The organism is Geodermatophilus sp. SYSU D01045 (assembly GCF_054050295.1).
In genome coordinates this window covers 1-25,565 of the sequence record NZ_JBJGZB010000020.1, presented here as the reverse complement: position 1 = coordinate 25,565, position 25,565 = coordinate 1, and the positions used below count along the sequence as shown (strand labels likewise).

The following is a 25,565-nucleotide window of genomic DNA, read 5'->3' as shown; positions in this document are numbered from 1 at the left end:
ACGCCCCGCAAACACTACGGGCTTGAAGTTCCTCCGGACGCCGTCGTCCCGGCCCCTGCAGGGGCCCTCCGTCAGCGGCGGATGCGGGTCGCCGCGGACACGCGGGCGAGCGCGTCGGTGACCACGGCGGCGTCGTCCCCCAGGAGGGTGAGCAGGTGCGCGACGAGCTCGTCGTGGGTGACCGCGGCGGCGCGGACGCGCTCGCGGCCGGCCTCGGTGAGCCGCGCGTGCAGCAGCCGCCGGTCCCCCGGCCGCCGCTCGCGCACGACGAGGCCCTGCTCCACCAGCCGGCCGACGGTGCTGGTGACCCCCGCGCGGGACAGCCCGAGGGCCTCGGCGACCTCGCCCATCGTGGCGCGCTCGCCGGGCGCCTCGGCGATCTGCCGCAGCGCCTCGAAGCCGGTGAGGGACAGGTCGTGCTCGCGGTGCAGCGCGGAGTCGACCCGGTGGGTGATCCGGTCGTGCACCTGGACGATCCGCAGCCACGTCTCCGCGGCGCGCGGCGCGGCTCCCGCGAGTGCCGCGGGGTCGGCCGGGATCCCGGTCGTCAGCACGTCGTCGGGGCGCATCGCCCCATCGTGGCCCAGGTCCGCGTCAGGCGCTCCCGGCCGGGTCCGCGGGGCGCCGCCGACCCGCGGCCAGCACCAGCCCCGTGGCGGTGGTGACCAGCGCCAGGCCGGCCGCCACGAGCGGCAGCGGCAGCGGGTCGGGGTCGACCGGTCCCTGCGCCGCGGCGACGCGCAGGTCCACCGCGGCGGTGCGCGCGCTGTCGGTCCCGACCACCTCGAGCGTCGTCGGCCCGGGGACGCCGCCGTCGGGGATGCGGACGACCACCTCGACCGTGCCGTCCGGCGCGGCCGCCGCGGTCCCGAGCACCGTGCCGTCGGGGCCGCTGACGGTGACCTGCTCCCCCGCGCCGAAGCCTGCGGCGCTCAGCACGACCTCGCTCCCGGCCGCGACCTGGTCGGCCGAGGCCGACACCGAGGCGCCGGCGTGCGGGCCGTCGGCGGGAGCGCCGGGCGCGGTCTCGGGGGCGGGCAGGCCCGGCACCGGCATCGGCACGGCCTCGCCCGCAGGCGCGCCGGGCTCCGGGACGGGGGTCGGCATCGGGGCCGGCGGGACGTCCGCGGACGGCGGCGCGGTGATCTTGGCGCAGTCCTCCTCGGCGGGGCGGGTGAAGGAGAACCCGTCGAGCTCGTCGGCGTACGCCGTCCCCGAGCCGTCGAGCGCCGCGTACTCCAGCCGGCTGTCGATCGTCTCGCCCCAGTCGACGTCCCCGGTCCGCAGCACCACGGTCTCGCCGGGGGCGAGCTCGGCGGCGTCCTCGCCGCCGGGGGTGCGCGTGGTGGCCAGCGTGACCGCGTACGCGACCGTCCCCGCCGTCACCTCGACGGCGACCCCGCCGGGGCGGCAGCTCGGCCCGTGGGTGACGCGGGCGTCGGGCCGGGTCGGGTCGTCGGCGGCCGACGCGGGGCCGGCGAGCGCCACCCCACACGCCAGGAGGCCGGACACGGCGAACAGGAGAGCGGGCCCCGTCGGCACGACGGGGCGGGGCGTGCGCCTGAGCACGGACCCGACCGGCACGTTTCCCCCTCGAGCGGTCGCGCACGCCGCGGCACCGGTGGGCCCGGCGGCGGCGCTCCCCCATGATGCGGTGCGTGAACGCCCGTTGACGACGGGTCGACGGCGCGTCGCGGGGAACGGCCCGGCGTGTCGGGACCGCGGGTGCCCCGAGGGGCGGGCGGGACCGGTGAGCCGGGTCACTACGGTGACCCCGTGGACTCAGCAGCCGGGACCGGTCGCCGCCGCCAGAACGAGGTCTACCGCGCCGGGGTGTACGGGCGCACGCCGCTGGTGCCCACCACCGCGCGGCCGCTGCAGCGCCGGGCCCGCCGGCGGCTGACCGCCCGCGCCTACGCCTACGTGGCCGGGGGCGCCGGGGCGGAGACCACCCAGCGGGCCAACCGCGCCGCGTTCGACCGGTGGGCCGTCGTCCCGCGGGTGCTGCGCGACGTGAGCGCCCGGGACACCTCCGTCGAGCTGTTCGGCCGGCGCCTGCCCGCCCCGCTGCTGCTCGGCCCGGTCGGCGCGCTGGAGCTGGTGCACCGGGAGGCCGACCTCGCCGTCGCCCGGGCCGCCGCGTCGCTGGGCGTGCCGTTCGTCTTCTCCAACCAGGCGTCGGTGCCGATGGAGACCTGCGCGCGGGCCATGGGCGACGCGCCGCGCTGGTTCCAGCTGTACTGGTCCACCTCCGACGAGCTCGTGGAGAGCCTCGTCGGGCGCGCCGAGGCGGCCGGCTGCGAGGCGCTGGTGGTCACCCTCGACACCACGATGCTCGGCTGGCGCCCGCGCGACCTGGACCTCGGCCACCTGCCGTTCGCGCTCGGCAAGGGCATCGCGCAGTACACCTCCGACCCGGTGTTCCGGCGGCTGGTGGAGCGGCGCGTCGCCGAGGCCGGGGACGCCGCGCCCGCCCAGGCCGGGCAGGCCGCCGGGCGGGACCGCCAGCCGCGCCCGACGCCGGCCGCGGTGCTGGCGATGGTCGGCATGGCCCGCGCCTGGCCCGGCCCGCTGCGGGAGAACCTGCGCTCGCCGCTGCCGCGGGCCGCCGTCGAGACCTTCCAGGCCATCTACTCGCGGCCCTCGATCACCTGGGCCGACCTCGCGTGGCTGCGCGCCCGCACCCGGCTGCCGATCCTGCTCAAGGGGATCCTGCACCCCGACGACGCCCGGCGGGCGCTGGACGAGGGCGTCGACGGCGTCGTGGTGAGCACCCACGGGGGGCGGCAGGTCGACCGCTCGATCTCCGCGCTGGACGCGCTGCCCGACGTCGTCGCGGCGGTCGGCGACCGCGCGCCGGTGCTGCTCGACAGCGGCATCCGCAGCGGCGCGGACGCGTTCGTCGCCGTCGCGCTGGGGGCGCGGGCGGTGCTGCTGGGCCGGCCCTACGCCTGGGGCCTGGGCCTGGCCGGGGAGGCCGGCGTGCGGCAGGTCGTCTCCGACGTGCTCGGCGAGTTCGACCTGACGCTGGGCCTCACCGGCCACACCTCGGTCGCCGAGCTGACCCCGGAGGTGCTCCGCCGGGTGGGCTGAACTCGCCGCCCCCGCGCAGGAGGGGGAGGGTGGGCGCGGTCGACCCGCCGTCGAGGAGGTCAGCGTGAGTGCTCCCACCGTGCGCTCCCAGCTCTTCCGCCGGAAGCCGGTCGCGCTCATGGTCGAGGAGACCGGCGCCGGCGAGCCCGAGGGCGGGGCGCTGGCCCGACGCCTCGGCGTCGGCCAGCTCATGGGGCTGGGCATCGGCGCCACCATCGGCACCGGGATCTTCTTCGTGATGAGCACGGCGGTGCCCGAGGCCGGCCCCGCCGTCGTCGTCTCGTTCGTGCTGGCGGCGATCACCGCGGGGTTCACCGCGCTCTGCTACGCGGAGCTCGCCTCCACCATCCCGGTCGCGGGCTCGTCGTACTCCTACGCGTACGCGACCCTCGGCGAGGTCGTCGCCTACGTCGTCGGCTGGTGCCTGGTGCTGGAGTACGCGGTCAGCTCGGCGGCGGTGTCGGTGGGCTGGAGCGAGTACCTCAACGAGCTGCTCGACGACACGGTCGGGGTGCGGATCCCGGAGAGCCTGTCCTCCGCCCCCGGCGCCGGCGGCGCGGTCAACCTCCCGGCGATCGTGCTGGTGACGCTGTGCGCGCTGCTGCTGGTCCGCGGGGCCAGCGAGTCCGCGCGGGCCAACGCCGTCATGGTCGTGCTCAAGGTCTGCGTCCTGCTGTTCTTCGCCGCCGTCGCGTTCACCGCCTTCGACGCCGGCAACCTCACGCCGTTCGCCCCGCTGGGGGTGGCCGGGGTCAGCGCCGCGGCGTCGTCGATCTTCTTCAGCTTCATCGGCCTGGACGCCGTCTCCACCGCGGGTGAGGAGGTGCGCGACCCGCGCCGGACGCTGCCGCGGGCGATCATCGGCGCGCTGGTCGTGGTGACGGCGGTGTACCTGCTGGTCGCCTTCGCCGCGGTCGGCGCCCAGGCCGCCGGCGCCTTCGAGGGGCAGGAGGCCGGCCTCGCGGTGATCCTCGAGGACGTCACCGGGTCGCGCTGGCCGGCGGTCGTCCTGGCCGCCGGGGCGGTGGTCTCGATCTTCTCGGTGACGCTCGTGACCATGTACGGCCAGACGCGGATCCTGTTCGCGATGAGCCGGGACGGCATGATCCCGTCGCTGTTCAGCCAGGTCGACCGCCGCACGCTGACGCCGGTGCGCGGCACCGTCGCCGTCGCGCTGTTCGTCGGCCTGCTGGCCGGGTTCGTCCCGCTGGACTTCCTCGTCGACCTCACCAGCATGGGCACGCTCGTCGCCTTCACCGTGGTGTCGATCGGGGTGGTCGTGCTGCGCCGCACCCAGCCCGACCTGCCGCGCGGCTTCCGGGTGCCCGGCTTCCCGGTGGTGCCGGTGCTGTCGGTGGCCTTCTGCCTCTACCTGATCTGGGGGCTGCCCGGCATCACCTGGGCGCTGTTCGCCGGCTGGCTGGCCGTCGCCGCGGTCGTCTACGCCACCTACGCCCGCACCCACTCGGCGCTGCGGACGCCCCGGTGACCCTCGTCGTCGGCCACCCCGCCGACCTCGAGGACGGCGGCGCGGCGCACCTCCACCTGGCCGCGACGCTCGCCCGCACGGGCGGGGACGACGTCGTGGTGGCCACGGTGGTCCCGCGCGGCTTCCCCGACCCGCGGGTGGACCACGAGTACCGGACGTGGGTCGCCGACGTCGTCCGCTCCCGCCAGGGCCGGGCGGCGCACGCCCTGCGGGAGTCCGGGGTGGCCGAGGTGCGCACCGTCGCCGTCGAGGCGCCGTCGGTGCCGGCCGGGCTGGTCACCGTGGTGGGGCAGGTCGGCGGGACGCTGCTGGTCCTCGGCCGGGAGGGCGCGGTGCCTGAGCACCTGCTGCGCTCCTCCCCCGTGCCGCTGGCGCTGGCCGCGCGGGCGGGCGCGCCGGGTGGGCGGGTGACCCGGCTGACCTGCGCGTGGGCCGGCACCGACCGCTCCCGCGCGGCGCTGGCCTGGGCGCGGCGCACCGCGGCCGCGTGGGAGGTGCCGCTGCGCCTGGTCACCTTCGCGCCCGAGCGCGACCCGCTGCTGCCCTCGGAGACCGGCCTGCACGTCGAGCGCGAGGTGAGCTCCGCGTGGGCCCGGCAGGCGCGGGAGGAGCTGGACCGGGTGGCCGCCGGCCTGCCCGGCCCGCCGGAGACGGAGGTGGCGCGGGGCGCGGGGTGGCCGGGCGCGGTGTCCGCCGCGGGGTGGTCCGACGGCGACCTGCTGGTCGTGGGCTCGTCCCGGCTGGGCCCCCTGGCGCGGGTGTTCCTCGGCTCGACGGCGACCCGGATCGTGCGCGCGGCGCCGGTCCCGGTGGTCGTCGTCCCCCGCGGCACGGAGGGCTGAGAGACACGCCCGGGCGGGGTTGACGCCTCCTGTGACGGCGCTCACAGTGGACGTGGGCGGGGGCAGCCGGCAATCGAGTGGCCACCGACAGCTCGGTGGACCGACCAACGCGGCCAGACCGTCAGGACCGGCCCCCCGCCCCTCGACCTCCTCCCGCGACGCCCGCGCCGAGCAGCGCGGCGAGCGCGGCGGTCCCCTCGAACAGCGCCCGGGAGCGGGCGTCGACGTCGGCGTCCCGGGCGGCCAGCGCGGCGAGCACGTCGTCGTGCCGCCCCGCCTCGCGGAACCGCGGCACCAGCTCCCGGAGCGGGCCGATGCGGTACCCGGCCCGCCGGAGCTGGTGGACGATCCGGGCGTCCCGGACGTCGGCCGGCGAGTAGCGGCGGGCCTCGCCGGCTCCCCGCCGCGGGCTGACCAGCCCCTCGGCGTCCCAGTGCCGCAGGGTCGACGGGCGCACGCCCAGGGCCGCGGCGAGCTCGGCGACGCCCATCGCGTCCGAGGGCCGCACGTCCCGGATCGGCTCGCCGGCGATCAGCTCCGCGGCCTCCCGGGCGAGGGCCAGGTCGCGCCGCTCGGCGTCGAGCCGGGCGTGGGCGGCGTCGAGGAGGCGGAGCAGCCGCGGCGGGTCGCGGTGGGCGGTGCGGAGGAGCTCCGCGGCGTGCACCGGGCCGACGGCGCCCGCGAGCGCGCGGTGGGCCAGCGCGGCGCGGACGTGCTCCTCGGTGAAGACGCGGTACCCCGACGCGGTGCGCCCGGCCGCGGGCAGCACGCCCGCGGCCTCGAGGTCGCGCACGTGCTGGACCGAGCACCCGGCCCGCCGGGCGACGTCGACCGTCCGCAGGGCCGACTGGAGACTCCGCACCGGTCCCTCCCCGTCCTCTCGGGCCCGACCCTCCACGTGCACCTGAATGCCACGCTCGAGGGCGTGGACATCGACGAGATCATCGGGCACGTCACCTCGCTGGGCGGCGTCCTGGTGCTGCGGCCGGGCCCGGGCGACGGCTCGCCGGAGGCGGCCTGGGGCGACGTCTTCCTCTACTGGGCGCCCGACGGCGTCGTGCCGCGGACGCAGCCGTTCGCGACGGTCGTGACGAAGGACCTGCCCGGTGACCGGTCCTCGCGGCTGGACCGGCCCGGGACGTTCCGCGTGGACGTCGGGGTGGGGCGGGAGGAGTTCACCGCGCTGGTCGGCCGGGCGCCGCGGGAGCCGGTCGGCGACGACGAGCCCGCCCCGGACGCGGCCGACACCGTGCTGGCACACCCGGTCTACGGCGAGCTGGGGTGGGTCTGCGTGGTCGACCCGGGGCCGCGGACCGAGGCGACGGTGCGCGACCTGCTGACCCGCGCCCACGCGCGGGCCCGGGCCCGCCACGGCCGCCGCGCCACCGCCGGCCGACCCGCCCGCACCGGCTCCTGACCACGGGGGCCGGACACACGACGACCCCGCCCTCGGGAGAGGACGGGGTCGCTGTGCTGTCTCAACCAGACGTGCACCCGAAGGGATTCGAACCCCTAACCTTCTGATCCGTAGTCAGATGCTCTATCCGTTGAGCTACGGGTGCGGCACCGCGCGAGCGGCACGGGAACGAGTGTAGCGGGTGCCGCACGGCCGCCGTCGGGGGCCTGCCCGTGACGGCGGGCACCAGCGGCTCGGGGCAGCGGGCTCCGCGGCCGGCCGGCTCAGTCGGCCGGGGTCCGGGGAGTCGGGGGCTCGTACCCGACCGGGTCACCGGCCAGGGTCGCGGCGGCGAGGGCCGGGACGAAGCCCGGCGGTCCCACCCGCCGGCGCAGGGCCCGCTGCCGGGCGGCCCCCGAGCGCGCGGCGAGGCGCGCCTCCAGCAGCCGGCACACCAGGTCGGCGTCCCCGGCCTCCTCGAGGGCCGCCCCGACGTGGTCGAGCAGGCCGGGCAGCACGTCCCGCCCGGGCGTCCACCGCCCGCTGGTGGGATCGAGGAGCAGGCCGCCGAGCCCCCGCCGCGCAGCGGCGACGACCGAGGCCGCCACCGTCGCGTCCGGCAACGGCGGCTGCGGGCAGCCGGCGACCGCCTCCCGCAGCGCGGTGACCACGAGCGCACGGCAGAGGCCGGCGAGCAGCACGGCCTCGGCGACGGTGAGCGCGGCGTCGCCGACCCGGATCTCGACGGTCGGGTAGCGCGGCGAGAGCCGGGCGAACCAGTAGACGCTGGCCGGGTCCAGCGCGTCCCCGGCGGCGATCCGCTCGGCGACCGCCCCGTCCCACGCCGCCGCGTCCGGCAGCCGCGGCGCCAGCGTGGCCGTCGGCCACGCCCGCAGGACCACGTGCCGGTAGCTGGCCCAGCCGGTGTCCCGGCCGCGCCAGAACGGCGAGTTGGCCCCCAGCGCCAGCAGCACCGGCAGCCAGCCGCGCACCCGCTCGACCACCGCCACCCCGAGGTCCCGGGAGGGCACACCCACGTGCACGTGCGTCGCGCAGGTGACGTCCTCCCCGGCCGGGCTCCACCGGTCGAGCATCGACCGGTACCGCGGCGAGGCCGTGACCGCCACGCGCCCGGGCACGCCGGAGGGCGGGGTGCCGCTGGCCACCAGGAGGGCGCCGCGCTCCCCGGCCGCCTCGGCCACCACGCGCCGGGTGCCGACGAGGTCCGCGGCGACGTCGCGCAGGTCCGTCCGCGTCTGGGAGGTGCTCTCGACCTGGAACTGCATGAGCTCGGGCTGGAGGCGCACCTCGCCGGGCAGGGAGCGCAGCAGGTCCGGCGCCAGGGAGACGGTCGAGCCGTCCGGCCGGAGCAGGAGGAACTCCTCCTCGACGCCCATGGTCGTCGCCGCCGCGTGGGGGATCCCGGCGGCGCCCGCGCTCCCGGTCGGCGGGGTGACCGGCACCGGGGACGACGTCACCGGGACCGCCGGGCCGGCCGGCACCGTGTCACGGGGACTCCTCGCGGGGGCCGGGCTCACGCCATCGCCGGGGCGGCGACGGTGAAGGGGAGCAGCTCCTGCCGGCCGCCGCGCACGACCACGCAGCTGGACTCGGGGACCTCGTGCCAGGCGCCCCGGAGGTCACCCAGCGGCTCGGACACGATGAGCCGGGCGTCGTCCGTCACCCGGTGCAGCAGCGGGTTGTCCGGGTACTGGGCCCGCAACGTCGAGACGTCGGTGCTGGTGAACAGCGAGCGCGACCGCCCCTCGCTGGAGTACCGGAAGGCCCACAGCGTCTCGCCGTCGGTGGTGACCACGGTCATCTGGACCGGGAAGTCGACCCCGTGCCGTCGGCCGACCTCCTCGACGAGCCCCACGGCCCGGGCCACCGCGGCGGGCGGGTCCTCCTGGAGGCCGAAGGTGAGGGCGAGGTGGAAGAACAGCTCCGAGTCGGTGGAACCCTCGATCTCGGGGAACAGCTCCGGGGCGACGGCCAGCGCCAGGTCGCGCTTGACCCGGTGGAAGTCGGCCAGGGCGCCGTTGTGCGCCCACAGCCAGGTGCCGTGGCGGAACGGGTGGCAGTTGGTCTGCTGGACCGCCGTCCCCGTCGAGGCCCGGATGTGGGCGACCACGAGGGGGGCCTCGACGTGCGCGGAGAGCTCCTGCAGGTTGCGGTCGTTCCAGGCCGGGTCCGTGCTCCGGAACAGCCCGGGCGAGGGCCGGCCGTCGTACCAGCCCACCCCGAAGCCGTCACCGTTGGTCGTCTCGACCCCGAGCCGTGAGTGCAGGCTCTGCACGACCAGCGAGTTCGCCGGCCGGTAGAGCAGGTCCTCGAGCAGGACCGGGTTCCCTGAGTAGGCGAGCCAGCGGCACATGGCGCCATGACAGCGCCCGGGGCGGCGTCGCGCCTCCCCCGCCGGGGATGAGGCGTCGGTTCTGCCGGGAGGCGTGGGCGACGGCGGCACCCGCCCGCGAGGGCGGGTGGACGCAGAGACGCCCGGTCCGGGGACCGGGCGTCGCGCTGAGCACGGGGTCCGCAGCCGGGGGGCTCCGCCCGTCGGGCTGCGGGTGCGTGCTGTGCAGTTGTCGTGCGCGGAGGCTCCGGGATTTGAACCCGGGATGGGGGTTAACCCAAACCGCATTAGCAGTGCGGCGCCATAGACCGGACTAGGCGAAGCCTCCCGGGGTCCGGGTCTCCCCCGGAACCACCGGAGCAGAGACTACCAGCGGCCTCCGCGGCCCTCCCGGCCCGGGGTCCGCGCCGGGAGCGCGGGGTCAGACGGCCACCCGCTCCCGCGGGGACGACGCCGCGCGCCGGCCCGGCAGCAGGGTCACCAGCACCGCGGCGGCGGCGCCGGCCACCGCCAGCACCAGGCTGCCGGTCACCCCGTGCGGGCCGTCGATCAGCGCACCGCCGAGCGCCGCGCCGACCGCCGAGGCGCCGGTGGCCATCGTGGACAGCCAGGTGAAGGCCTCCGTGGTGGCGTGCGCAGGGGCGAGCGAGCCGACCAGCGAGTTCTGCACGGTGAGGGTCGGCGCGATCGCCGTCCCGCCGAGGAACAGCAGCGCGCCGAGGACCCACGGGCTCGACGCCGCGGCCAGCGGCGCCAGGCCGATGGTGACGCCGAGCAGCAGCCACCGGTACTGGCGCGGCAGCGAGGCGCTGACCACCCGGGCGCCGAACCACAGGCCGCCCGCGACCGACCCCAGCGACCACAGCGCCAGCAGCAGCCCCGACATCCCGGGCGAGCCGGCGGCGTCGGCGAACGCCGGGATGGCCACCTCGAGCGCGCCGAAGCCGAGCATCAGCGCCGAGCCGCTGACCAGCACCCGCGGCATGCCGGGAGCGAGCACGGTGGCGAAGGGACTGGTGCGCTGGGCGGCCGGCACGGGCGCCCAGTCGCGCAGCGCCCGCGACGTCGCGATGCCCAGCGCGCCGGCCACCGCGAGCACGCCGGCGACGCCGAGCGCCCACGCCGGGCCGGTGAGGACGGCGAGCGTGGCGACCAGCGTGGGGCCGGCGACGAAGACCAGTTCGGTGGCGGTCGCGTCGAGGGCGAAGGCGGTGCCGCGCACCCGCGGGTCCACCCGCGACCACAGCGCCCGCACGGTGCCCGACACCAACGGCGTCGCGGCACCGGCCGCGGCCGACGCGGTGACGACGACCGCGACCGGCGCGCCACCGAGGACGACGGCCACGAGCACGGCGAGCAGCAGGGGGTAGGCGCCGGCCTGGGCGAGCAGGACCGGGCGCGGGGTGCGCCGGTCGGCGAGCCGGCCGAGCACCGGCGCCATGGCCGCCATCGCGAGGCCGTAGGTCGCCGACGCGAGGCCGGCGGCGGCGTAGGAACCGGTCTGCTGCTGCACCATGAGCAGCAGCGCCAGCGGGACCATCGCCGAGGGCAGCCGGCCCGCGAAGCCGGCGAGCAGCAGCACGGGGGCGGACGGCAGGCGCCAGACGGACAGGTACGAACGCACGACGAACTCACTTAGCTGATCGCAAGGGGAACAGTAGGGGGTCAAATCCCGTTGACCCCCTACGACGATAGCAGGGCGGTAGGGAGTCACATGGACTACGACACCTACGGGTCGAACGCGGTGGAGCTGGCCATCGACCTGGCCAACGCCGACCGCGCGGCGGACCCGGACTGGACCGCGTTCCTGCGCACCCACGACGAGTGGTTCACCCCCGAGACCGCGCTGGAGCTCTCCGCCGCCGAGGCCCGCCGCGCCGCCGCCACCGCCGACCTGGTCCGCGCGGTCGCCGTCGCCGGGTCGCAGGACGACGTCATCGCCCGGCTCAACGAGCTGCTCGCCCTGGCCCGGCCGCACCCCTACGCCACCGACCACGACGGCGAGCTCCACCTGCACTACGCCCGCCCCGACGCCTCCGCGCTCGAGCAGCTGACGACGACGGTGGCGATGGGGCTGTCCCACGTGGTGGCCCAGCACGGGTGGCAGCGGCTCGGCGTCTGCTCGGCCGAGGGCTGCGACGACGTCTACGTGGACACCTCGCGCAACGCCAGCCGCCGGTACTGCTCGAACACCTGCGCCAGCCGCTCGACCGTCGCCGCCTACCGGGCCCGCCGCAAGGCCTGAGGCCCCTGTGCAGGGTCCCGCCGCGAGCCTGCGAGCGGTGGGGACAGAGGGGTCCTTCCACTAGCGTCCGGCGGGTGACCCCGCTGCGGCTGCGCCACTGGGACGCCCGGCTGCACGCCGCCGTCGGCGCCCTGCCCGCGAGCCCGGCCGACCGTTGGCTGCGCCGGCTGACCCGGGCGGCCGACCACGGCAAGCTGTGGTTCGCGATCGCGCTGGTGCTCGGGCTGCGCCGCGGGTCGCTGCGGCGGGGCGCGCTGCGGGGCGTGGGGTCGCTGGCGGTGGCCAGCGGGATCGTCAACGCCGTCCTCAAGCGGCTGTTCGGCCGGGTGCGGCCGGACCTGGCGAACCTGGCCACCGACCGCCGGCTGCACCGGGCGCCGCACACCCTCTCCTTCCCGAGCGGCCACTCGTCGTCCGCGGCCGCCTTCGCCACCGGCGTGGCGATGGAGGACCCGCTGGCCGGGGCCGCGCTGGCCCCGCTGGCGGTGGCGGTCGGCTACTCGCGGGTGCACGTGGGCGTGCACTACCCCGGCGACGTCGTCTCGGGGCTGGCCATCGGGGCCGGCGTGGCGCTGGCCGGCCGGCGGTGGTGGCCCGTGCGCCCGACCGAGCCGGCGCGCGTGCGGCCCGCGCGCAGCGCGCCCGCCCTGCCCGACGGGAAGGGCCTCGTGGTCGCCGTCAACCCGCGGTCGGGACCGGAGGGCTACGACCCCGTCGAGGAGATCCGCCGCCTCCTGCCGGGCGCCGAGGTGCTGAGCGCGTCAGAGGGGTGCGGCGTGGGCGACCTGCTCGAGGAGGCGGCGCGGTCGGGGCGGGCGACGGCGCTCGGCGTGGCCGGCGGCGACGGCAGCGTGGCGGCCGCCGCGGCGGTGGCGCTGGAGGCCGGGCTGCCCCTGGCCGTCCTGCCGGCGGGGACGCTCAACCACTTCGCCCGCGACCTCGGGGTGGAGACGCTCGAGCACGCCGCCGACGCGGTGACCGCCGGGCAGGCGGTGTGCGTGGACGTCGCCGACGTCAACGGGGTGCCGTTCCTCAACACCGCGAGCATCGGCGTCTACCCGGACCTCGTGCGGCGCCGGGACGCGCTCGAGGGCCGCCTGGGCCGGTGGACCGCGACCGCCGTGGCGGCGGCGCGGGTGCTGCGCACCGGGACGCCGGTGTCGATGGTGCTCGACGGGCGGCCGGTGGAGGTCTGGATCCTGTTCGTGGGCAACTGCCGCTACACCCCGCGCGGCCTGGCGCCGGCGTGGCGGCCGCGGCTGGAGGACGGCCTGCTCGACGTGCAGTACCTGCGCGCCGACGTGCCGTTCAGCCGCACGCGGGCGGTGCTCGGCGCGCTGCTCGGGGTCAGCGACCGCAGCTCCGGCTACGCCACCTTCGCGACGCCGGAGCTGCACGTGCACCTCTGGTCGGGCCCGCAGCGCGTCGCCTACGACGGCGAGACGGGCGCCGCGTCGTCGTCGTTCGTGTTCGGCAAGCGCGCGCCGCTGACGGTGTACTGCAGCCGCACGTCCTGACCCCCGTGCCGCGGGCGGGCCTCTGCGCCCTCAGCGACCCGGACGACCGGCCGCCGTCCCGGAGCGGACCACGGCCAGGACCGCCACCGCGGCCAGCGCCTCGCCGAGTTCCTCGACGAACGTCGCCGCCGCCCCGGCGCCGCCCGCGAGCGCCTCGACCAGGTGCGTCACGGCGTCCAGGCCCAGCGCGGCGACCGCGTAGCCGGCGAGCGCGGCCACCACCGGCACGGTCGCGGCGACGCGCCAGGCCCGTCCGGCCACCGCCAGCAGCCCCAGTGACGGCGCGGCGACGGCGAGACCGAGGAGCAGCGCCGTCAACGGGGACGTCCCGGCCTCCGCCACCGAGTGCGTGCTGTCCAGCTTGAGGACCGCCAGCGTCAGCCCGGCTGCCGCGACCGCAGCCCACCAGAGCCGGGCCCGGCCGGCGACCGGTCGGCAGGCGCGCCCCGCGAGTGCCGCGACGGTGACGAAGACGCCGGTGGTGAACAGCCGCGGGAGCCCGCCGACCGCGTCGAGGTCGAGCAGCCGGCCCACGGGGGACCCGGCGCACGGCCCCGCCCCGCAGTGCAGCCGGACCACCAGGGCCGCGCCGAAGAGGACGACCGCGACCAGCCCGAGCAGGAGCACCCACCACGCGGGCCGCCACTCGGAGCGGGCCGTCGGGTGCACCGGCCGATCCTCCCGCACCCCCGGCCCGGGGAGGTTTGACCGAGCGCGGGGAGACGCCGATCACTAGGTTCCGATCAGGGTGTCCCGGACCGCTGGGCGGGCACGGGGCACGCGGAAGGTCCCATCGACGGAAGAGGTCATCCATGTTGGTCCGCCGGATCGCCCGGCCCCTGCTCGCCGCGTCGTTCCTCTACGGCGGCGTCGACACCCTGCGCAACCCGCAGACCCGCGTGCCGGGGGCCCAGCCGGTGGTGGACACGATCACCCGGACGGCGGACCAGCAACTGCCGGTCCAGGTGCCGCGCGACACCGAGCAGTGGGTCAAGATCGACGCCGGCATCAAGGTCGGTGCGGGCGCCCTGCTCGCGCTCGGCAAGCTGCCCCGCCTGAGCGCGCTCGCGCTGGCCGGGAGCATCGTCCCGACGACCTTCGCCGGCCACCGCTTCTGGGAGCACGAGGACCCGGAGGAGCGCTTCGGCCAGCTCTCGAACTTCCTCAAGAACGCCGGCCTGCTCGGCGGCCTGCTGATCGCCGCCGTCGACACCGAGGGCCGCCCGTCGGTCGGCTACCGGGCCCGCCGCGCCGCCAGGCGCGCCGCGGAGTCGACGGAGAAGGGCTACGAGAAGGCCACCCGGCGCGCGGCCAAGGCGCAGAAGAAGGCCGCCAGGAAGGCGAGGAAGGCCAGCTGAGCACCCCCCTCGGACCCGCGGCCGCGCTCCGGAGGATCGCCTTCCTCCTGGAGCGCGCCCGCGAGCCCACGCACCGGGTCGCCGCGTTCCGGACCGCGGCGGCCGTCGTCGACACGATCGGGCCCGAGGAGCTCGACCGGCGGATCCGCACGCGCACGCTCACCGACCTGCGGGGCATCGGACCGAAGACCGGCGCCGCGATCGTGCAGGCGCACGCCGGCGAGGTGCCGGAGTACCTGGCCCGGCTCGAGGAGGCCCACTCCGAGCTCGTCCCGCTGGCCGACGACGTGGCGGAGTTCCGCGCCACCCTGCGCGGCGACCTGCACACGCACTCGGACTGGTCCGACGGCGGCAGCCCGATCCGCGAGATGGCCGAGGCGGCCATCGGGCTGGGCCACGAGTACATGGCACTGACCGACCACTCGCCGCGGCTGACCGTGGCCAACGGGCTGACGGCGGAGCGGCTGGAGCGCCAGCTCGACGTCGTCGCGGAGCTCAACGCGGAGCTCGCGCCCTTCCGGATCCTCACCGGCATCGAGTGCGACATCGACGTCGACGGCAGCCTCGACCAGACCGACGAGCTGCTCGGCCGGCTCGACGTCGTGGTCGCGAGCGTGCACTCCGACCTGCGCGCCGAGTCCGCGGCCATGACCGAGCGGATGCTGGCCGCGGTCGCGAACCCGCACACCGACGTGCTCGGGCACTGCACCGGGCGGCTGCTCATCCCCCGCGAGCAGCGGGAGGGACGGCGGCAGCGGCCGCGGCCGGAGAGCGCCTTCGACGCCGAGGCCGTGTTCACCGCCTGCGTGCAGCACGGCACCGCCGTCGAGATCAACTCGCGGCCCGAGCGGCTGGACCCGCCGCTGCGGCTGCTGTCCCTCGCCGTCGAGCTGGGCTGCGAGTTCGCCATCGACACCGACGCGCACGCCCCCGGCCAGCTGGACTGGCAGGGCAACGGCTGCGAGCGCGCCGTCGAGACCGGCGTCGACCCCGACCGGGTGGTCAACACCTGGACCGCCGACGAGCTGCTCGACTGGACGACGGGCTAGCGCCGGACGACGACGTCCGGCCCGAGGTCGGCCGGTGAGGTCGCACCGGCCAGCGCCAGCACGTGCCGCAGGTGCGCGGCCAGCGCCTCCAGCGTCGCGGTGACCCCGGAGGCGCCGTCGGCGGCCAGCCCCCACAGCACCGGCCGGCCGACCAGCACCGCGTCGGCGCCCAGCGCCAGCGCGACGAGGGCGTCGGTACCGCTGCGGATCCCGCCGTCGACCAGGACCGGCACCCGGCCCCCGACCGCCTCGACCACGTCGGGCAGCGCGTGCGCGCTCGGCACCACCCGGTCCAGCTGCCGCCCGCCGTGCGTGGAGACGACGACGCCGGCCGCGCCCGCCTCGACGCAGCGGTCCGCCTCGTCGCCGCGCAGCACGCCCTTGACCAGGACCGGCAGCCCCGAGACCCCGGCCAGCCGGCCGATCGCGTCCGGGGTCGCCGACGGGTCCTGCTCGGCCGCCTCGCGGGCCACGGCCCCGGGCACCAGGTGCTGCGCGAGGTTGACGAGGAAGACGTCGTCGGGGACCGCGATGCGGACGCCGGCCACCCGGTCCTTGCGGCCGACGTACGGGGTGTCGACGGTGAGGACGACCGCGCGCGCCCCGGCCGCCGCGGCCCGCTGCACGAGCGCCTCGGTGAGCCCGCGGTCGCGCATCAGGTAGGCCTGGAACCACCACGGGCCGGTCGCGGCGGCGCCGACGTCCTCCAGCGTCCGGGAGGCCCGGGTGGAGACGACGGTCAGGCACCCGGCGTCGCCGGCGCCGCGCACGGTCGCGCATTCGCCGTCCGGGTGCGCCAGCGCGTGGAAGGCCGTCGGCGCGACGGCGAACGGCGAGGCGGCCTCCGCGCCCGGCAGCCGGGTGGTCAGGTCGACGCCGGACACGTCGCGCAGCACCCGCGGCCGCAGCCGGAAGTCCCGCCACGCCGCCTCGGCCTCGCCCAGGGTGACCTCGTCGCCGGCACCGGCCTCGTAGTAGTCCCACACCTCGGACGGGAGCGCGGCGCGGGCCCGTTCCCGGGAGTCGGTCAGCACCGGCAGCACGTCCGCATCCTCGTGTTCCCCGACCGGCCGGGGAACACGAGGTGAACGGCCGTGTTTGGGAACGGCCCCGTCGGGGAACGGCCGCGTCGGGGTCAGGTCGGCCCGGGGGAACCGAGCGGTCTCGAGGAGTGGCCGTGGTCGTCGCTCTGATCTGCGTGGCGTGGCTGTCGTTCGGTCTGCCAGTCGCCGTCGTCCTCGGACGGGCCCTGCACCACGCCGAGGTCGCCGACCGGGGCGCCCCCGTTGCCGACGCCCACTCGCGCACCGGCCTCCGGCCGGCCGCCCGCTGGCTCGCGGCCGGCTGACGTCCGCGGCGCTCAGTCCTGCGCGGCGGGGACCCGCTGCGCAGGCGCCTCGAGGGACAGCGCGTCGTCGCGGCGGCGCAGCCAGGACGCCGGGAGCACCAGGCGCGGCGCCACACCGACGAGGACGGCCATGAGCACCGCGACGGCGGACAGCGCCTCGCCGGACTCCTCGACGAAGGTCGCCATCGCGTACCACCGCGCGCCGACCCAGCCCGAGACGGCGGACAGCCCGACCGCGGCGACGGCGTAGAGGCCGAGGGTGCTCAGCACCCGGCGCCGGTCGCGGCGCTCGGCGCGGCTGAGGAACGCGAGGACGGCCAGCACGGCCCCGGCGGCGAGGACGCTCACCACGACGGCGCCCCCGGGCGAGACGACGGCCGACAGCGCCTGTACGGCATCGACGTGCACGGTGCTGCCGGCCTTGACCGCGGCGATCCCGCCGGCCACCGCGCCGACGGCCAGCCACCAGGTGCGCCGGCCGGGATTGCGCGCCGCGCCGGCGACCGCGGCCAGGGCGGCGGCGGCGAACAGGGCCGCGACGTACATCCGCGGCAGCGAGTACGGGGCGTCCATGGACAGGACCCGGGCGACCTGGCCGGTCGTCCCGCGCAGGTGCAGCGCGTAGCCGACCGCCTCCAGCGCCACGGCCAGACCGGCCAGGCCGACGCCGACCGGCGGCAGCGGCACGCGCCGGCGGGCCGGGCGGGCGGCCGGCCGCGCGGCGGCCCGGGCGCCACCGAGCACCGCGGGCATCAGCGGCTCCTCGACCCCGGTGCCCGGCGAGCGGCGGTCCGCCAGCCGGATGCCCCGGCCCAGGACGACGCCGAGCACGACGGCGACGACCACCCACGCGGCGAGTACGCCGACGATCCACGTCCACACGTGCGCAGCATCGGCAGGTCCGGGTCCGGACGTGACAGTCCGGTCACACCACAGGGGTGGACGGGGCCGGTGGGCCGACTCTGACGGGTGAGGCGACACCGCTCCGTCGTGACCGCGTGTGGTCGCCGCCACGTCCCGGCGGGCGGCGCACCAGGGCCCCCGGACCGCTTCGAGAGTGGCGTTCACCACATCCGAGCCGCCGGCGAGGCGTGCCGGTCACGGCCCGGAGGGCATCGGTCGCGGACCGTTCTCCGGTCGCTTCCGCGCGACCCGGCCGTCCGGAGATGCGTGCCAGACTCGCGGCAACCTCCGTGTCAGCGCTGACGGGTGAGGACCGGCAGCTCTTCCCACGGGGGTCCGACAGTGCTCGACGCCATGCCCACGCACGTCCGCGGAGCCGGTCACGGCGACCACTCCGGTCACGGAGCGTGGCGATACGGCCCGGGTGTCGTGGCCGTCGCCGCCCTCCTGACCGGCACGCTGCTGCTCCCCTCGATCCAGGACCGCGGGCTGGTCCTCGGCATCACGGTGGCGGTCGGGGTGCTCGTCGTCGGCGGGCTGGCGCTCGCCTGGCCGAGGGAGGCCGGCGGCCGGCCCCTCGGCACCGTCGGCCAGCTGGTCCTGCACCTGACCCCGGTCCTGCTGCTCAGCACCGTGTTCCCGCTGGTCGACGAGGAGATCAGTGCCGCCCGGATCGGCGGCGTCGGCCTGACCGGCGTGGTCCTCGCCTCCTCGATGACCGTCCCCTGGCTCAGCCAGTCGGTCTGCATGCCGCTGTACCGCGGCATCGGCGACACGTTGCACCGGTCGGACCCCGACGCCCTGCTGGTCGCCTTCTGCCGCGCCTGGCCGCTGATCGCGCTGCGCTCGCTGTCGGTGGTGGCGCTGTTCGCCGTCCCCGTGCAACTGGTCCTCGACTGGCCGCTCGAGGTGCTCGGCGCCTACCTCGCGCTCACCGTCGCGCACCTGCTCTTCGTGCAGCTCCTGGTGCTCACCAACCGGCCCGACCACCGCGGGCTGTGGGCGGCGGCCTGGGCCGCGTACGCCGCCGCGCTCTTCACCGCGCCGACGCTGTGGATCCTGCCGCCGCTGGCCGGGATCGCCGTGCTGCTGGTCCCGCTGTGCCGCCACGTCCGGCAGCTGGCCGACCCCCTCGTCCTCGACCGCCGGGACGTCGTCGCGGACCTGGTGCGCGGGTTGCTGCTCGGTGCGGTCCTGTGGGCGGACAAGTACGTCTTCCTGCTGGCGGCCGGGCGCGACTTCGCCGTCGACACCGTGTTCCTCGCCCTGCTGCCGGCGATCCTCGCCTACAACGCCTACTTCGTCCTCTTCGCGCCACGCTTCGACCGGGAGGTCGGCCGGCTGCGGGCGGCGATGGAGGACGAGCCGCTGGACCGGCTGCACCGCCACTCGTCCCGGCTGGCCGGCGCGGTCACCTCCGCGATCCTGTCCACCGGGCTCGCCGGCGCCGCGCTCGTCCTGGTGGTCACCGGCGGCGTCGTCACCTGGGAGCCCCGGGCCGCGGGGCTGACCGCCGCGGTCGCCGTCGCGTCCTGGACGTTCATGATGACGACCGTCGTCTCCTACAAGCTCGACTACGTCGGGCAGCGGGCGCTCGCGCAGGGCCTCGGCGCCCTGCACCTGGCCGCGTGCGTCGCGGCGTTCCTCCTGCTGCCCCCGGGTCCCGCCGTCTACCTCGCGCTCGCCGGCGTCGAGCTGGTGCTCCTGGCCGTGGCCCTGCGCAGCTGCCTGCGCCACTGGGGCCGGCCGGAGTACAGCCTGTTCTGGCGCCACGCGACGTCCTGGTGACCCCCTCCCCCGACCCTCCGACCCACCGCCGCGCACCGGGTACCAGCACCGAGCACGAGGAGGCCCTGCAGGGATGGCATCCCAGCCCGCCTACGAAGACGTCGACGTCGCGATCGTCATGGAGTCGACCTACCCCTACCTCAAGGGCGGCGTCTCCGCGGTCGTCCACGACATCGTGGTGGAGAACCCCGACCTGACCTTCGGGATCATCCACGTCACCTGGGACTCCGCCAGCCCGCAGGAGGACCTCTACGGCATGCCCTCCAACGTCCGCTGGGTGCACCCGCTCTACCTGAGCATGCAGGAGCACCAGGCCGACTTCCGCGACCTGACGCCGCGGGACCTGGGGATGTCCGCGCGGGGGCGCCGGGCCCTGGCCCACCGCCTGTTCGACGCCCTGGAGTCCGTCGTCGCCGGCGACCCCGACCCCGTGTGGTCCCTCTACGACGAGGGGATGAACCCGCGCACCCGGCGCTACCCGCTGTGGGCGCTGCTCGGGACGCAGGAGTTCATGCAGGTCCTGCAGCAGCGGTGGTCCGGCCTCGGCCTGTCGCTGGTGGACACGTTCTGGCTGATGCGGGAGTTCTTCTCCCTCGCCTGCGCCGTCCTCGGCAACGACCTGCCGCGGGCGCGGGTCTACCACGCCCACACCACCGGCTACGCCACGCTGATGGGTGCGGCGGCGGCCCGGCAGAACGGCGGGCGGTTCCTGCTCACCGAGCACAACCTCTACGTCCGCGACACCGTGAACCTGCTGCTCGACCGCGACATGGCGCTGCCGGTGACCGCCACCGACTGGCGGACCTTCGACGTCCCGCCGACCCAGCGCGCGTGGATGACCTGGTGGATCGAGATGGGCCGGCTCTGCTACCCGAGCGCCGAGGTGATCACCTACCTGTACCCCAAGGCGATCACCGAGGCCGCCGACCTCGGGGCGCCGGTGGAGAAGAGCGTGGTCATCCCCAACGGCATGGTGCCCGCGGCGGTGGAGCCGGCGTACCAGCAGCGGCTGCGCGCGCTCGAGGACATCGCCCGGACGCCGGAGGGCCGCGTGTGGCGGCTGGCCTACATCGCCCGCGTCGTCCCCATCAAGGGCATGCTCGACCTCCTCGACACCGTGCACCTGCTGCTGCAGCGCGGCGTCACGGACTTCCACCTCGACGCGCTCGGCCCCACCGACCACGTCCCGGAGTACTACGCGGCCTGCCTGGAGAAGGTGGAGCGGCTGGGCCTGTCCTCGCACGTCACCTTCCGCGGCGTGGTCGACGTCAAGGCCGAGATCGGGAACTACGACCTGCTCGTGCTGCCCAGCTACAACGAGGGCCAGCCGATCGTCGTCCTCGAGGCGATGACCGCCGGGATCCCGACCGTCGGGACCGAGGTGGGTGGCATGGCGCAGCTGGTCGAGGACCCGCTGACCAGCGGGTCCGGGCACACGTGGGGACCGTGCGGCGTGCTCGTGGACCCGCTGCACAAGGCGCCGAACATGGCCGCGCAGCTCGCCGACGGACTGGCCCGGCTGATGGGCGACCCGGCGCTGTACGCCGAGTACGCCCGCAACGCCCGGGGCCGGGTCGAGGACTTCTTCCAGCTCGTCGACGCCATGCGGGCCTACAACGACCTCTACCGCGAGCTCGGCGGCCTGCCGACCCGGGACGCGGCAGCGGTCGCCGGCCCCGGGCCGGGGAGCGCGCCCGCGGTCGAGCCGGTGGTCCGGGAGGTCCCGGCGGGCACGGACGTCGTCCACCGTCCCCGCCGGTCGCGTCCGGGCTTCCTCGGCGTGCGTCCGGCCACCTAAGATCGCCGGGCCCGTCGACGGTGACGGGCGTGCGGTCAAGCACCGCACGGGACGTGCCGATGGAGCTCCCGTGGCCTCTCTGCTGTTGCTCGGTGCACTGCTCGTCGTCCCCTGGCTGCTGGCGGCACGTCCCGGCTCCGCACCGCGCACGGGGACGCCCGCCTGGACCCCTCCCGTCCAGCAGCCGGTGCGACCGTGGGCCGACCCCGACGAGTGGTGGCGCGAGTCCTCCCCGTTGCCCTCCCGCACGGCCGCCCGGCAGCCCGCTCCCGCCCTCGAGGCCTGACCACCTCCCCTGTGGCGCGTGGGGCGGCTGCGACTGCCTGGTAGACGCAGCGCTGTGTGCTTGCTTGACTACTCCACGCACACGGACGGACCGGTCCTCCGCCCTCCCCGCGGGACGGCGCCGGCCCGTCCCCTGGCGGGAGGTGGCGGGTGGGCGCGCACGCGGCGGACGGTCCGGAGGCGCGGCTCCGCCGGCGCAGGAGCGGTCGTCGCCTGCGCTGGCTCTCCGGAGGGGTCGGTGCGCTGGTCCTGGCGGTGACCGTGACGGTGGCGCCCTCCGCGCCCGCCGACGTCGCCACGGAGGCAGCCGCCCGCTCCTCGCTGGACGCGCGCTGCGCCGACCGCACGCCCTGCGTCCGGGGAGCCCTCCGCGCCACCGCCGCCGCGCTCAGCCCGGGCCGTCGCCGCCCGCCCGCGCCGGCCCCGACGACGGCACCGTCCCCGGCCGCGACGACGGCACCGTCCCCGGCCGCGACGACGGCGCCGTCCCCGGCCGCGACGACGGCGCCCACCACGGCGGCACCCGTCACGACGACGCCGGCCCCGGTCACCGCCTCACCCGCCGCGACCGCGCCCGTCGGCGTCACCTACGCGCCCACCGACGCGGTCATCGCCAACCCCGAGCGCGGCTTCACCCACTACACCGAGACCCGCTGGTCCCCCGACGGCGGCGCGTACGCGCCGCTGGACGTCGGCACGCTGACGGCATGGCGGACGACCGAGGCGGTGACGCTGGTCTACCGCGTGTTCTACCTGGGCGGGCTGGCCGACCAGGACACCGTCGACGCCCGGTTCCTCGCGCAGGTCGCCGCCGACCTCGACGCCGCCCGTGCCGCGGGGGTGCAGCTGGTGGTCCGCTTCGCCTACTCCCCCGACAGCGGCCACGACGCACCCCCGGACCGCGCGGTCTCGCACGTCCGGCAGCTCGCGCCGGTGCTGAACTCCGGCTCCGACGTCGTCGCGGTGCTGCAGGCGGGCTTCGTGGGCCGCTGGGGCGAGTGGTACTACTCCGAGCAGTACGCCTCCGACCCCGCGAACCCCTGGGTCCTCACCGACGCCGACTGGGCCCGGCGGGGCCAGGTGCTCGGCGCCCTCCTCGACGCGACGTCGCCGGACATCCCGGTGCAGGTGCGCTACCCCACGATCAAGCAGCGCCTGGTGAGCGGCGCGGACGCGGCGCGGGTCGGGGTGCACAACGACTGCTTCCTGGCCAGTGACACCGACATGGGCACGTTCGCCTCGGACGGGGACCGGACCTGGCTGGCCACGGAGTCGGCGACGGTGCCGGTCGGCGGCGAGACGTGCGGGACGTACGGCACCCGCTCGCAGTGGCCCACCGCCGCCACGGAGCTGGCCCGCTACCACTGGACCTTCCTCAACGCCGACTTCCACCGGGACGTCCTCGACTCGTGGGGCGGGGACGGCCTGACGACCGCCGCCCGCTCGCTGGGGTACCGGCTGCGGCTGGTGTCCGGCTCGTTCCCGGCCACGGCGCAGCCGGGCGGGACGGTGCGCCTGACGCTGACGCTGGTCAACGACGGCTGGGCCGTCCCGATGTCGGACCGGCCGGTGCAGGTGGTGTTCGGCCAGGGCGCGCAGACGATCGTCCGCCCGGTCCCCGTACAGGTCCGGAGCCTCACGCCGGGGACGACCCGCACGTTCGCCCTCGACGTCGCGGTGCCGACGGTGCCGGGCCCGTGGACGCTCGCCCTGGCGCTGCCCGACGCGGCACCGTCCCTGGCCGCGGACCCGGCCTACGCCGTCCGGCTGGCCAACGAGGGGCTGTGGGACCCGGCGACCGGCCGCAACGACCTCCGGCACGTCCTCACCGTGGGCTGACCTGCCCCGGGCGCGGCGCACCTGACAGGCTGCTGGCATGGTCACCCGCCGCGGCGCCTGGATCCGGTACCAGGACCCCCTGTCGGACGAGCAGCTGGACTTCGCGGTCGAGCACTACCAGGTCGCCATCCTGCAACCCTGGGAGTCCGCGGCGGCCGCCCGGCTGAAGGAGCAGCGGCCGGACATGACCGTGCTCGCCTACAAGTGCCTGTCCTCGGTGCGCGACTTCGAGACCGGCCCGGTCTTCACCTCCGGGGTCAGCCTCGAGGAGGCCGAGGAGGCGGGCGAGGAGTGGTTCGCCCACCGCGAGGACGGCAGCCGCATCGAGTGGGCGACCTACCCCGGCCACTGGCAGATGGCGGTGTGGGACCCGGACTACCGCGAGCGGTGGTGCGACGACGTGGTCGACTTCCTCGAGGACACCCCGTGGGACGGCGTCATGGCCGACAACGACGTCTTCGACGACTACTACGGGCTGCGGCCGCCGATCGAGGGCGGGCGGACGATGGCCGACCTGCGCCGCACGATGGACGAGTTCGTGCCGCAGGCGGGCAAGCGGCTCAACGACGTCGGGAAGCTGCTGGTCCCCAACATCGCCGAGTCCCGGCGCGACCCGGGGCGCTGGGCGCGGCACGCCGCGTACGGCGGGGGCTTCGAGGAGGTCTTCCTCGCCTGGGGGCCGGGGGACTTCCTGGACCCGGTCAGCGCCCTCGCCCAGATGGAGGAGCTGGCCGGCCCCGGGATCACCGTCGTGCGGACGGCGACCGACGGCCGGGACGACCACCCCAACTTCCTCTACGGGCTGGCCGCGCTGTTCGTCTTCGGGCCGCAGGAGCGGGCGTACTACTCGGCCACCGACCACGACGGGTACAGCGGGACGCCCTTCCGGCCCGAGCTCGAATGGGACCTCGGCGCCCCGCTCGGCCGGCCCCAGCAGCGCGGCAACGCGTGGTGGCGCGAGTTCGAGGACGGCTGGGCCGGGGTGAACCTCAACGAGAGCAAGCGCCGCAAGGTCGCCCTGACCGTCCCGCCGGGGCTGCGGACGGCGACCGGGGAGCCCGCACCGGCGAAGGTCACCCTCCAGCCGCACGAGGGCGCGGTCTACCGGCGCTGAGCGCCCGTCCAGCCCTCCCACGCCGAGGACACCATGGCGCGGACGTCGTGCCGCGCCGTCCAGCCCAGCGCCGCGCGGATCCGGTCCGCGGAGGCGACCACCCGGGCCGGGTCCCCGGCGCGCGGCGGGACGACGACCGGCTCGGACCACGCCTCCCCCGCCGTCCCGGTGACCTCTCGGACGATCTGCACCATCTCCCGGACCGAGACGCCCTCGCCGCGGCCGACGTTCGCCGTCAGCGCGGTCACCCGGCCGTCGGTGAGGCCGCGCGCGGCGGCCACGTGGGCGGTGGCGATGTCGGCGACGTGCACGAAGTCGCGGATGCAGGTGCCGTCGGGGGTGTCGTACGTGTCGCCGAAGACGAGTGGGGGCTGCCCGTCCTGGAGCCGCTGGAAGACCATCGGGACCAGGTTGGAGACACCGCGGTCGGTGAGTTGGGGCGCCGCGGTCCCGGCGACGTTGAAGTAGCGCAGGCTGGCGTGGCGGAGGCCGGTGGCGGCCGCGACCTCGGCGACCATCCGCTCCCCGACCAGCTTCGTCGTCCCGTAGGGGTTCACCGGGCGGCAGGGGGTGTCCTCGTCGACGAGGTCGACGTCGGGCATGCCGTAGACGGCCGCGCTGGAGGAGAAGAGGAACCGGTCGACGCCGGCGCCCGTCGCCTCCTCGAGCAGGACGCGCAGGCCCTCGACGTTCTCGCGGTAGTAGTGCAGCGGGCGGCGGACGGACTCCTCGACCTGCTTCTTCGCCGCCACGTGGACGACGCCGGTGACGCCGTGCTCCCGCAGCGCGCGGCCGAGGAGGGGCCCGTCGAGGACGCTGCCGACGACCACGGGGACGCCGGGGACGCGGTCGGCGTCGCCGGTGGAGAGGTCGTCGAGGACGACCACCCGCTCCCCCGCCGCCTGCATGGCGACGACCACGTGCGCGCCGATGTAGCCGGCGCCGCCGGTCACGAGCCAGGTCACCAGCCGAGCCTAGGTGCCGCGGGGGTCCGGCCGGGGGTCCGTCGGGTCACACCGGTTCAGCCGGCGCGGCGGCCGAGGGCGCGGTGGGTCCAGCCGGCGGCGGTCCAGGCCTCCCGGTCCAGGGCGTTGCGGCCGTCGAGCACCCGCTTCTGCTGCACGACCTGCCCGAAGGTGACCGGGTCC

Annotated in this window: 24 protein-coding genes and 2 tRNA genes; 14 read left to right on the top strand and 12 right to left on the bottom strand. The window is 76.5% G+C overall.

Annotation, left to right across the window (positions count from 1 at the left end; translation table 11 throughout):
- Positions 1–71 precede the first annotated feature (71 nt).
- Both ACI798_RS16915 and ACI798_RS16910 read right to left on the bottom strand, forming a co-directional pair.
- Positions 72–569: a MarR family winged helix-turn-helix transcriptional regulator gene (locus tag ACI798_RS16915; RefSeq protein WP_456942214.1), complete on the bottom strand. Its 498-nt coding sequence runs from the start codon at positions 567–569 to the stop codon at positions 72–74.
- A 25-nt stretch (positions 570–594) separates the two neighbouring features.
- Positions 595–1,512: a hypothetical protein gene (locus ACI798_RS16910; protein ID WP_456942215.1), complete on the bottom strand. Its 918-nt coding sequence runs from the start codon at positions 1,510–1,512 to the stop codon at positions 595–597.
- Between the two features lie 264 nt (positions 1,513–1,776).
- Here ACI798_RS16910 and ACI798_RS16905 point away from each other — a divergent pair, with 264 nt between their 5' ends.
- The 3 genes from ACI798_RS16905 to ACI798_RS16895 all read left to right on the top strand — a co-directional run bounded on the left by ACI798_RS16905 (position 1,777) and on the right by ACI798_RS16895 (position 5,424).
- Positions 1,777–3,093, top strand: a complete 1,317-nt coding sequence (locus tag ACI798_RS16905; protein WP_457048460.1) for an alpha-hydroxy-acid oxidizing protein — start codon at positions 1,777–1,779, stop codon at positions 3,091–3,093.
- 64 nt (positions 3,094–3,157) lie between these two features.
- Positions 3,158–4,582, top strand: a complete 1,425-nt coding sequence (locus ACI798_RS16900) for an amino acid permease (protein ID WP_456942217.1) — start codon at positions 3,158–3,160, stop codon at positions 4,580–4,582.
- Entirely contained in the window at positions 4,579–5,424 is an 846-nt protein-coding gene (locus ACI798_RS16895) for a universal stress protein (protein WP_457048459.1), read from the top strand. Before ACI798_RS16900 ends, ACI798_RS16895 begins: the two co-directional genes overlap by 4 nt.
- A 121-nt stretch (positions 5,425–5,545) precedes the next feature.
- On the opposite strand, the gene ACI798_RS16890 is transcribed toward ACI798_RS16895, so the two are convergent.
- On the bottom strand, positions 5,546–6,286 hold the full coding sequence (locus tag ACI798_RS16890) for a MerR family transcriptional regulator (RefSeq protein ID WP_457048458.1): 741 nt from the start codon (positions 6,284–6,286) through the stop codon (positions 5,546–5,548).
- Between the two features lie 63 nt (positions 6,287–6,349).
- Between ACI798_RS16890 and ACI798_RS16885 the strand changes: the two genes are divergently transcribed.
- Positions 6,350–6,841 (top strand): DUF6194 family protein, encoded by a 492-nt coding sequence (locus tag ACI798_RS16885; protein ID WP_457048457.1) that lies wholly within the window; start codon positions 6,350–6,352, stop codon positions 6,839–6,841.
- A 72-nt stretch (positions 6,842–6,913) separates the two neighbouring features.
- Here ACI798_RS16885 and ACI798_RS16880 read toward each other — a convergent pair.
- From ACI798_RS16880 to ACI798_RS16860, 5 genes are all read right to left on the bottom strand, one after another.
- Positions 6,914–6,986: transfer RNA gene (locus ACI798_RS16880), tRNA-Arg, on the bottom strand.
- Between the two features lie 118 nt (positions 6,987–7,104).
- Complete coding sequence (locus tag ACI798_RS16875) at positions 7,105–8,322, bottom strand: carboxylate-amine ligase (RefSeq protein ID WP_457048456.1); 1,218 nt, start codon at positions 8,320–8,322, stop codon at positions 7,105–7,107.
- Positions 8,323–8,354: 32 nt separating this feature from the next.
- Positions 8,355–9,194: a class II glutamine amidotransferase gene (locus tag ACI798_RS16870; RefSeq protein ID WP_457048455.1), complete on the bottom strand. Its 840-nt coding sequence runs from the start codon at positions 9,192–9,194 to the stop codon at positions 8,355–8,357.
- 218 nt (positions 9,195–9,412) lie between these two features.
- Positions 9,413–9,501, bottom strand: a tRNA-Ser gene (locus ACI798_RS16865).
- Between the two features lie 93 nt (positions 9,502–9,594).
- Positions 9,595–10,797 carry an MFS transporter gene (locus tag ACI798_RS16860; RefSeq protein ID WP_457048454.1) on the bottom strand — a complete coding sequence of 401 codons (1,203 nt, stop codon included), beginning with the start codon at positions 10,795–10,797 and terminating at the stop codon, positions 9,595–9,597.
- Between the two features lie 90 nt (positions 10,798–10,887).
- On the opposite strand from ACI798_RS16860, the gene ACI798_RS16855 reads away from it, so the two are divergent.
- Positions 10,888–11,418 (top strand): CGNR zinc finger domain-containing protein, encoded by a 531-nt coding sequence (locus tag ACI798_RS16855; RefSeq protein WP_456942224.1) that lies wholly within the window; start codon positions 10,888–10,890, stop codon positions 11,416–11,418.
- A gap of 74 nt (positions 11,419–11,492) precedes the next feature.
- Positions 11,493–12,935, top strand: coding sequence for a phosphatase PAP2 family protein (locus tag ACI798_RS16850; protein WP_457048453.1), 1,443 nt, complete (start codon positions 11,493–11,495; stop codon positions 12,933–12,935).
- A gap of 30 nt (positions 12,936–12,965) precedes the next feature.
- On the opposite strand, the gene ACI798_RS16845 is transcribed toward ACI798_RS16850, so the two are convergent.
- Complete coding sequence (locus ACI798_RS16845) at positions 12,966–13,604, bottom strand: hypothetical protein (protein ID WP_457048452.1); 639 nt, start codon at positions 13,602–13,604, stop codon at positions 12,966–12,968.
- 143 nt (positions 13,605–13,747) lie between these two features.
- Here ACI798_RS16845 and ACI798_RS16840 point away from each other — a divergent pair, with 143 nt between their 5' ends.
- Positions 13,748–14,293 carry a DoxX family protein gene (locus tag ACI798_RS16840; protein ID WP_456942227.1) on the top strand — a complete coding sequence of 182 codons (546 nt, stop codon included), beginning with the start codon at positions 13,748–13,750 and terminating at the stop codon, positions 14,291–14,293.
- Positions 14,290–15,342 carry a PHP domain-containing protein gene (locus tag ACI798_RS16835; RefSeq protein ID WP_457048484.1) on the top strand — a complete coding sequence of 351 codons (1,053 nt, stop codon included), beginning with the start codon at positions 14,290–14,292 and terminating at the stop codon, positions 15,340–15,342. The genes ACI798_RS16840 and ACI798_RS16835 overlap by 4 nt, the downstream gene beginning before the upstream one ends.
- Here ACI798_RS16835 and ACI798_RS16830 read toward each other — a convergent pair.
- Entirely contained in the window at positions 15,339–16,385 is a 1,047-nt protein-coding gene (locus tag ACI798_RS16830) for an alpha-hydroxy acid oxidase (protein WP_456942228.1), read from the bottom strand. The two genes, ACI798_RS16835 and ACI798_RS16830, sit on opposite strands and share 4 nt — an antisense overlap.
- 134 nt (positions 16,386–16,519) lie before the next feature.
- On the opposite strand from ACI798_RS16830, the gene ACI798_RS16825 reads away from it, so the two are divergent.
- Positions 16,520–16,690: a hypothetical protein gene (locus tag ACI798_RS16825; protein ID WP_457048451.1), complete on the top strand. Its 171-nt coding sequence runs from the start codon at positions 16,520–16,522 to the stop codon at positions 16,688–16,690.
- Positions 16,691–16,702: 12 nt separating this feature from the next.
- On the opposite strand, the gene ACI798_RS16820 is transcribed toward ACI798_RS16825, so the two are convergent.
- A complete protein-coding gene (locus tag ACI798_RS16820; RefSeq protein ID WP_457048450.1) occupies positions 16,703–17,572 on the bottom strand; it encodes a hypothetical protein in 870 nt (289 codons plus the stop codon).
- A 450-nt stretch (positions 17,573–18,022) separates the two neighbouring features.
- Here ACI798_RS16820 and ACI798_RS16815 point away from each other — a divergent pair, with 450 nt between their 5' ends.
- From ACI798_RS16815 to ACI798_RS16795, 5 genes are all read left to right on the top strand, one after another.
- Positions 18,023–19,381, top strand: coding sequence for a hypothetical protein (locus ACI798_RS16815; RefSeq protein WP_456942231.1), 1,359 nt, complete (start codon positions 18,023–18,025; stop codon positions 19,379–19,381).
- Positions 19,382–19,454: 73 nt separating this feature from the next.
- Positions 19,455–21,179, top strand: coding sequence for a GT4 family glycosyltransferase PelF (gene pelF, locus ACI798_RS16810; RefSeq protein WP_457048449.1), 1,725 nt, complete (start codon positions 19,455–19,457; stop codon positions 21,177–21,179).
- Between the two features lie 70 nt (positions 21,180–21,249).
- Positions 21,250–21,465, top strand: coding sequence for a hypothetical protein (locus ACI798_RS16805; RefSeq protein ID WP_457048448.1), 216 nt, complete (start codon positions 21,250–21,252; stop codon positions 21,463–21,465).
- Positions 21,466–21,719: 254 nt separating this feature from the next.
- Positions 21,720–23,303 carry a DUF4832 domain-containing protein gene (locus ACI798_RS16800; RefSeq protein WP_457048447.1) on the top strand — a complete coding sequence of 528 codons (1,584 nt, stop codon included), beginning with the start codon at positions 21,720–21,722 and terminating at the stop codon, positions 23,301–23,303.
- Positions 23,304–23,340: 37 nt separating this feature from the next.
- Positions 23,341–24,417 carry a putative glycoside hydrolase gene (locus ACI798_RS16795; RefSeq protein ID WP_456942235.1) on the top strand — a complete coding sequence of 359 codons (1,077 nt, stop codon included), beginning with the start codon at positions 23,341–23,343 and terminating at the stop codon, positions 24,415–24,417.
- On the opposite strand, the gene galE is transcribed toward ACI798_RS16795, so the two are convergent.
- The gene (gene galE / locus ACI798_RS16790; RefSeq protein WP_457048446.1) at positions 24,405–25,382 is read right to left on the bottom strand and encodes a UDP-glucose 4-epimerase GalE; all 978 of its coding nucleotides are present in this window, start codon (positions 25,380–25,382) and stop codon (positions 24,405–24,407) included. The two genes, ACI798_RS16795 and galE, sit on opposite strands and share 13 nt — an antisense overlap.
- Between the last annotated feature and the right edge of the window lie 183 nt (positions 25,383–25,565).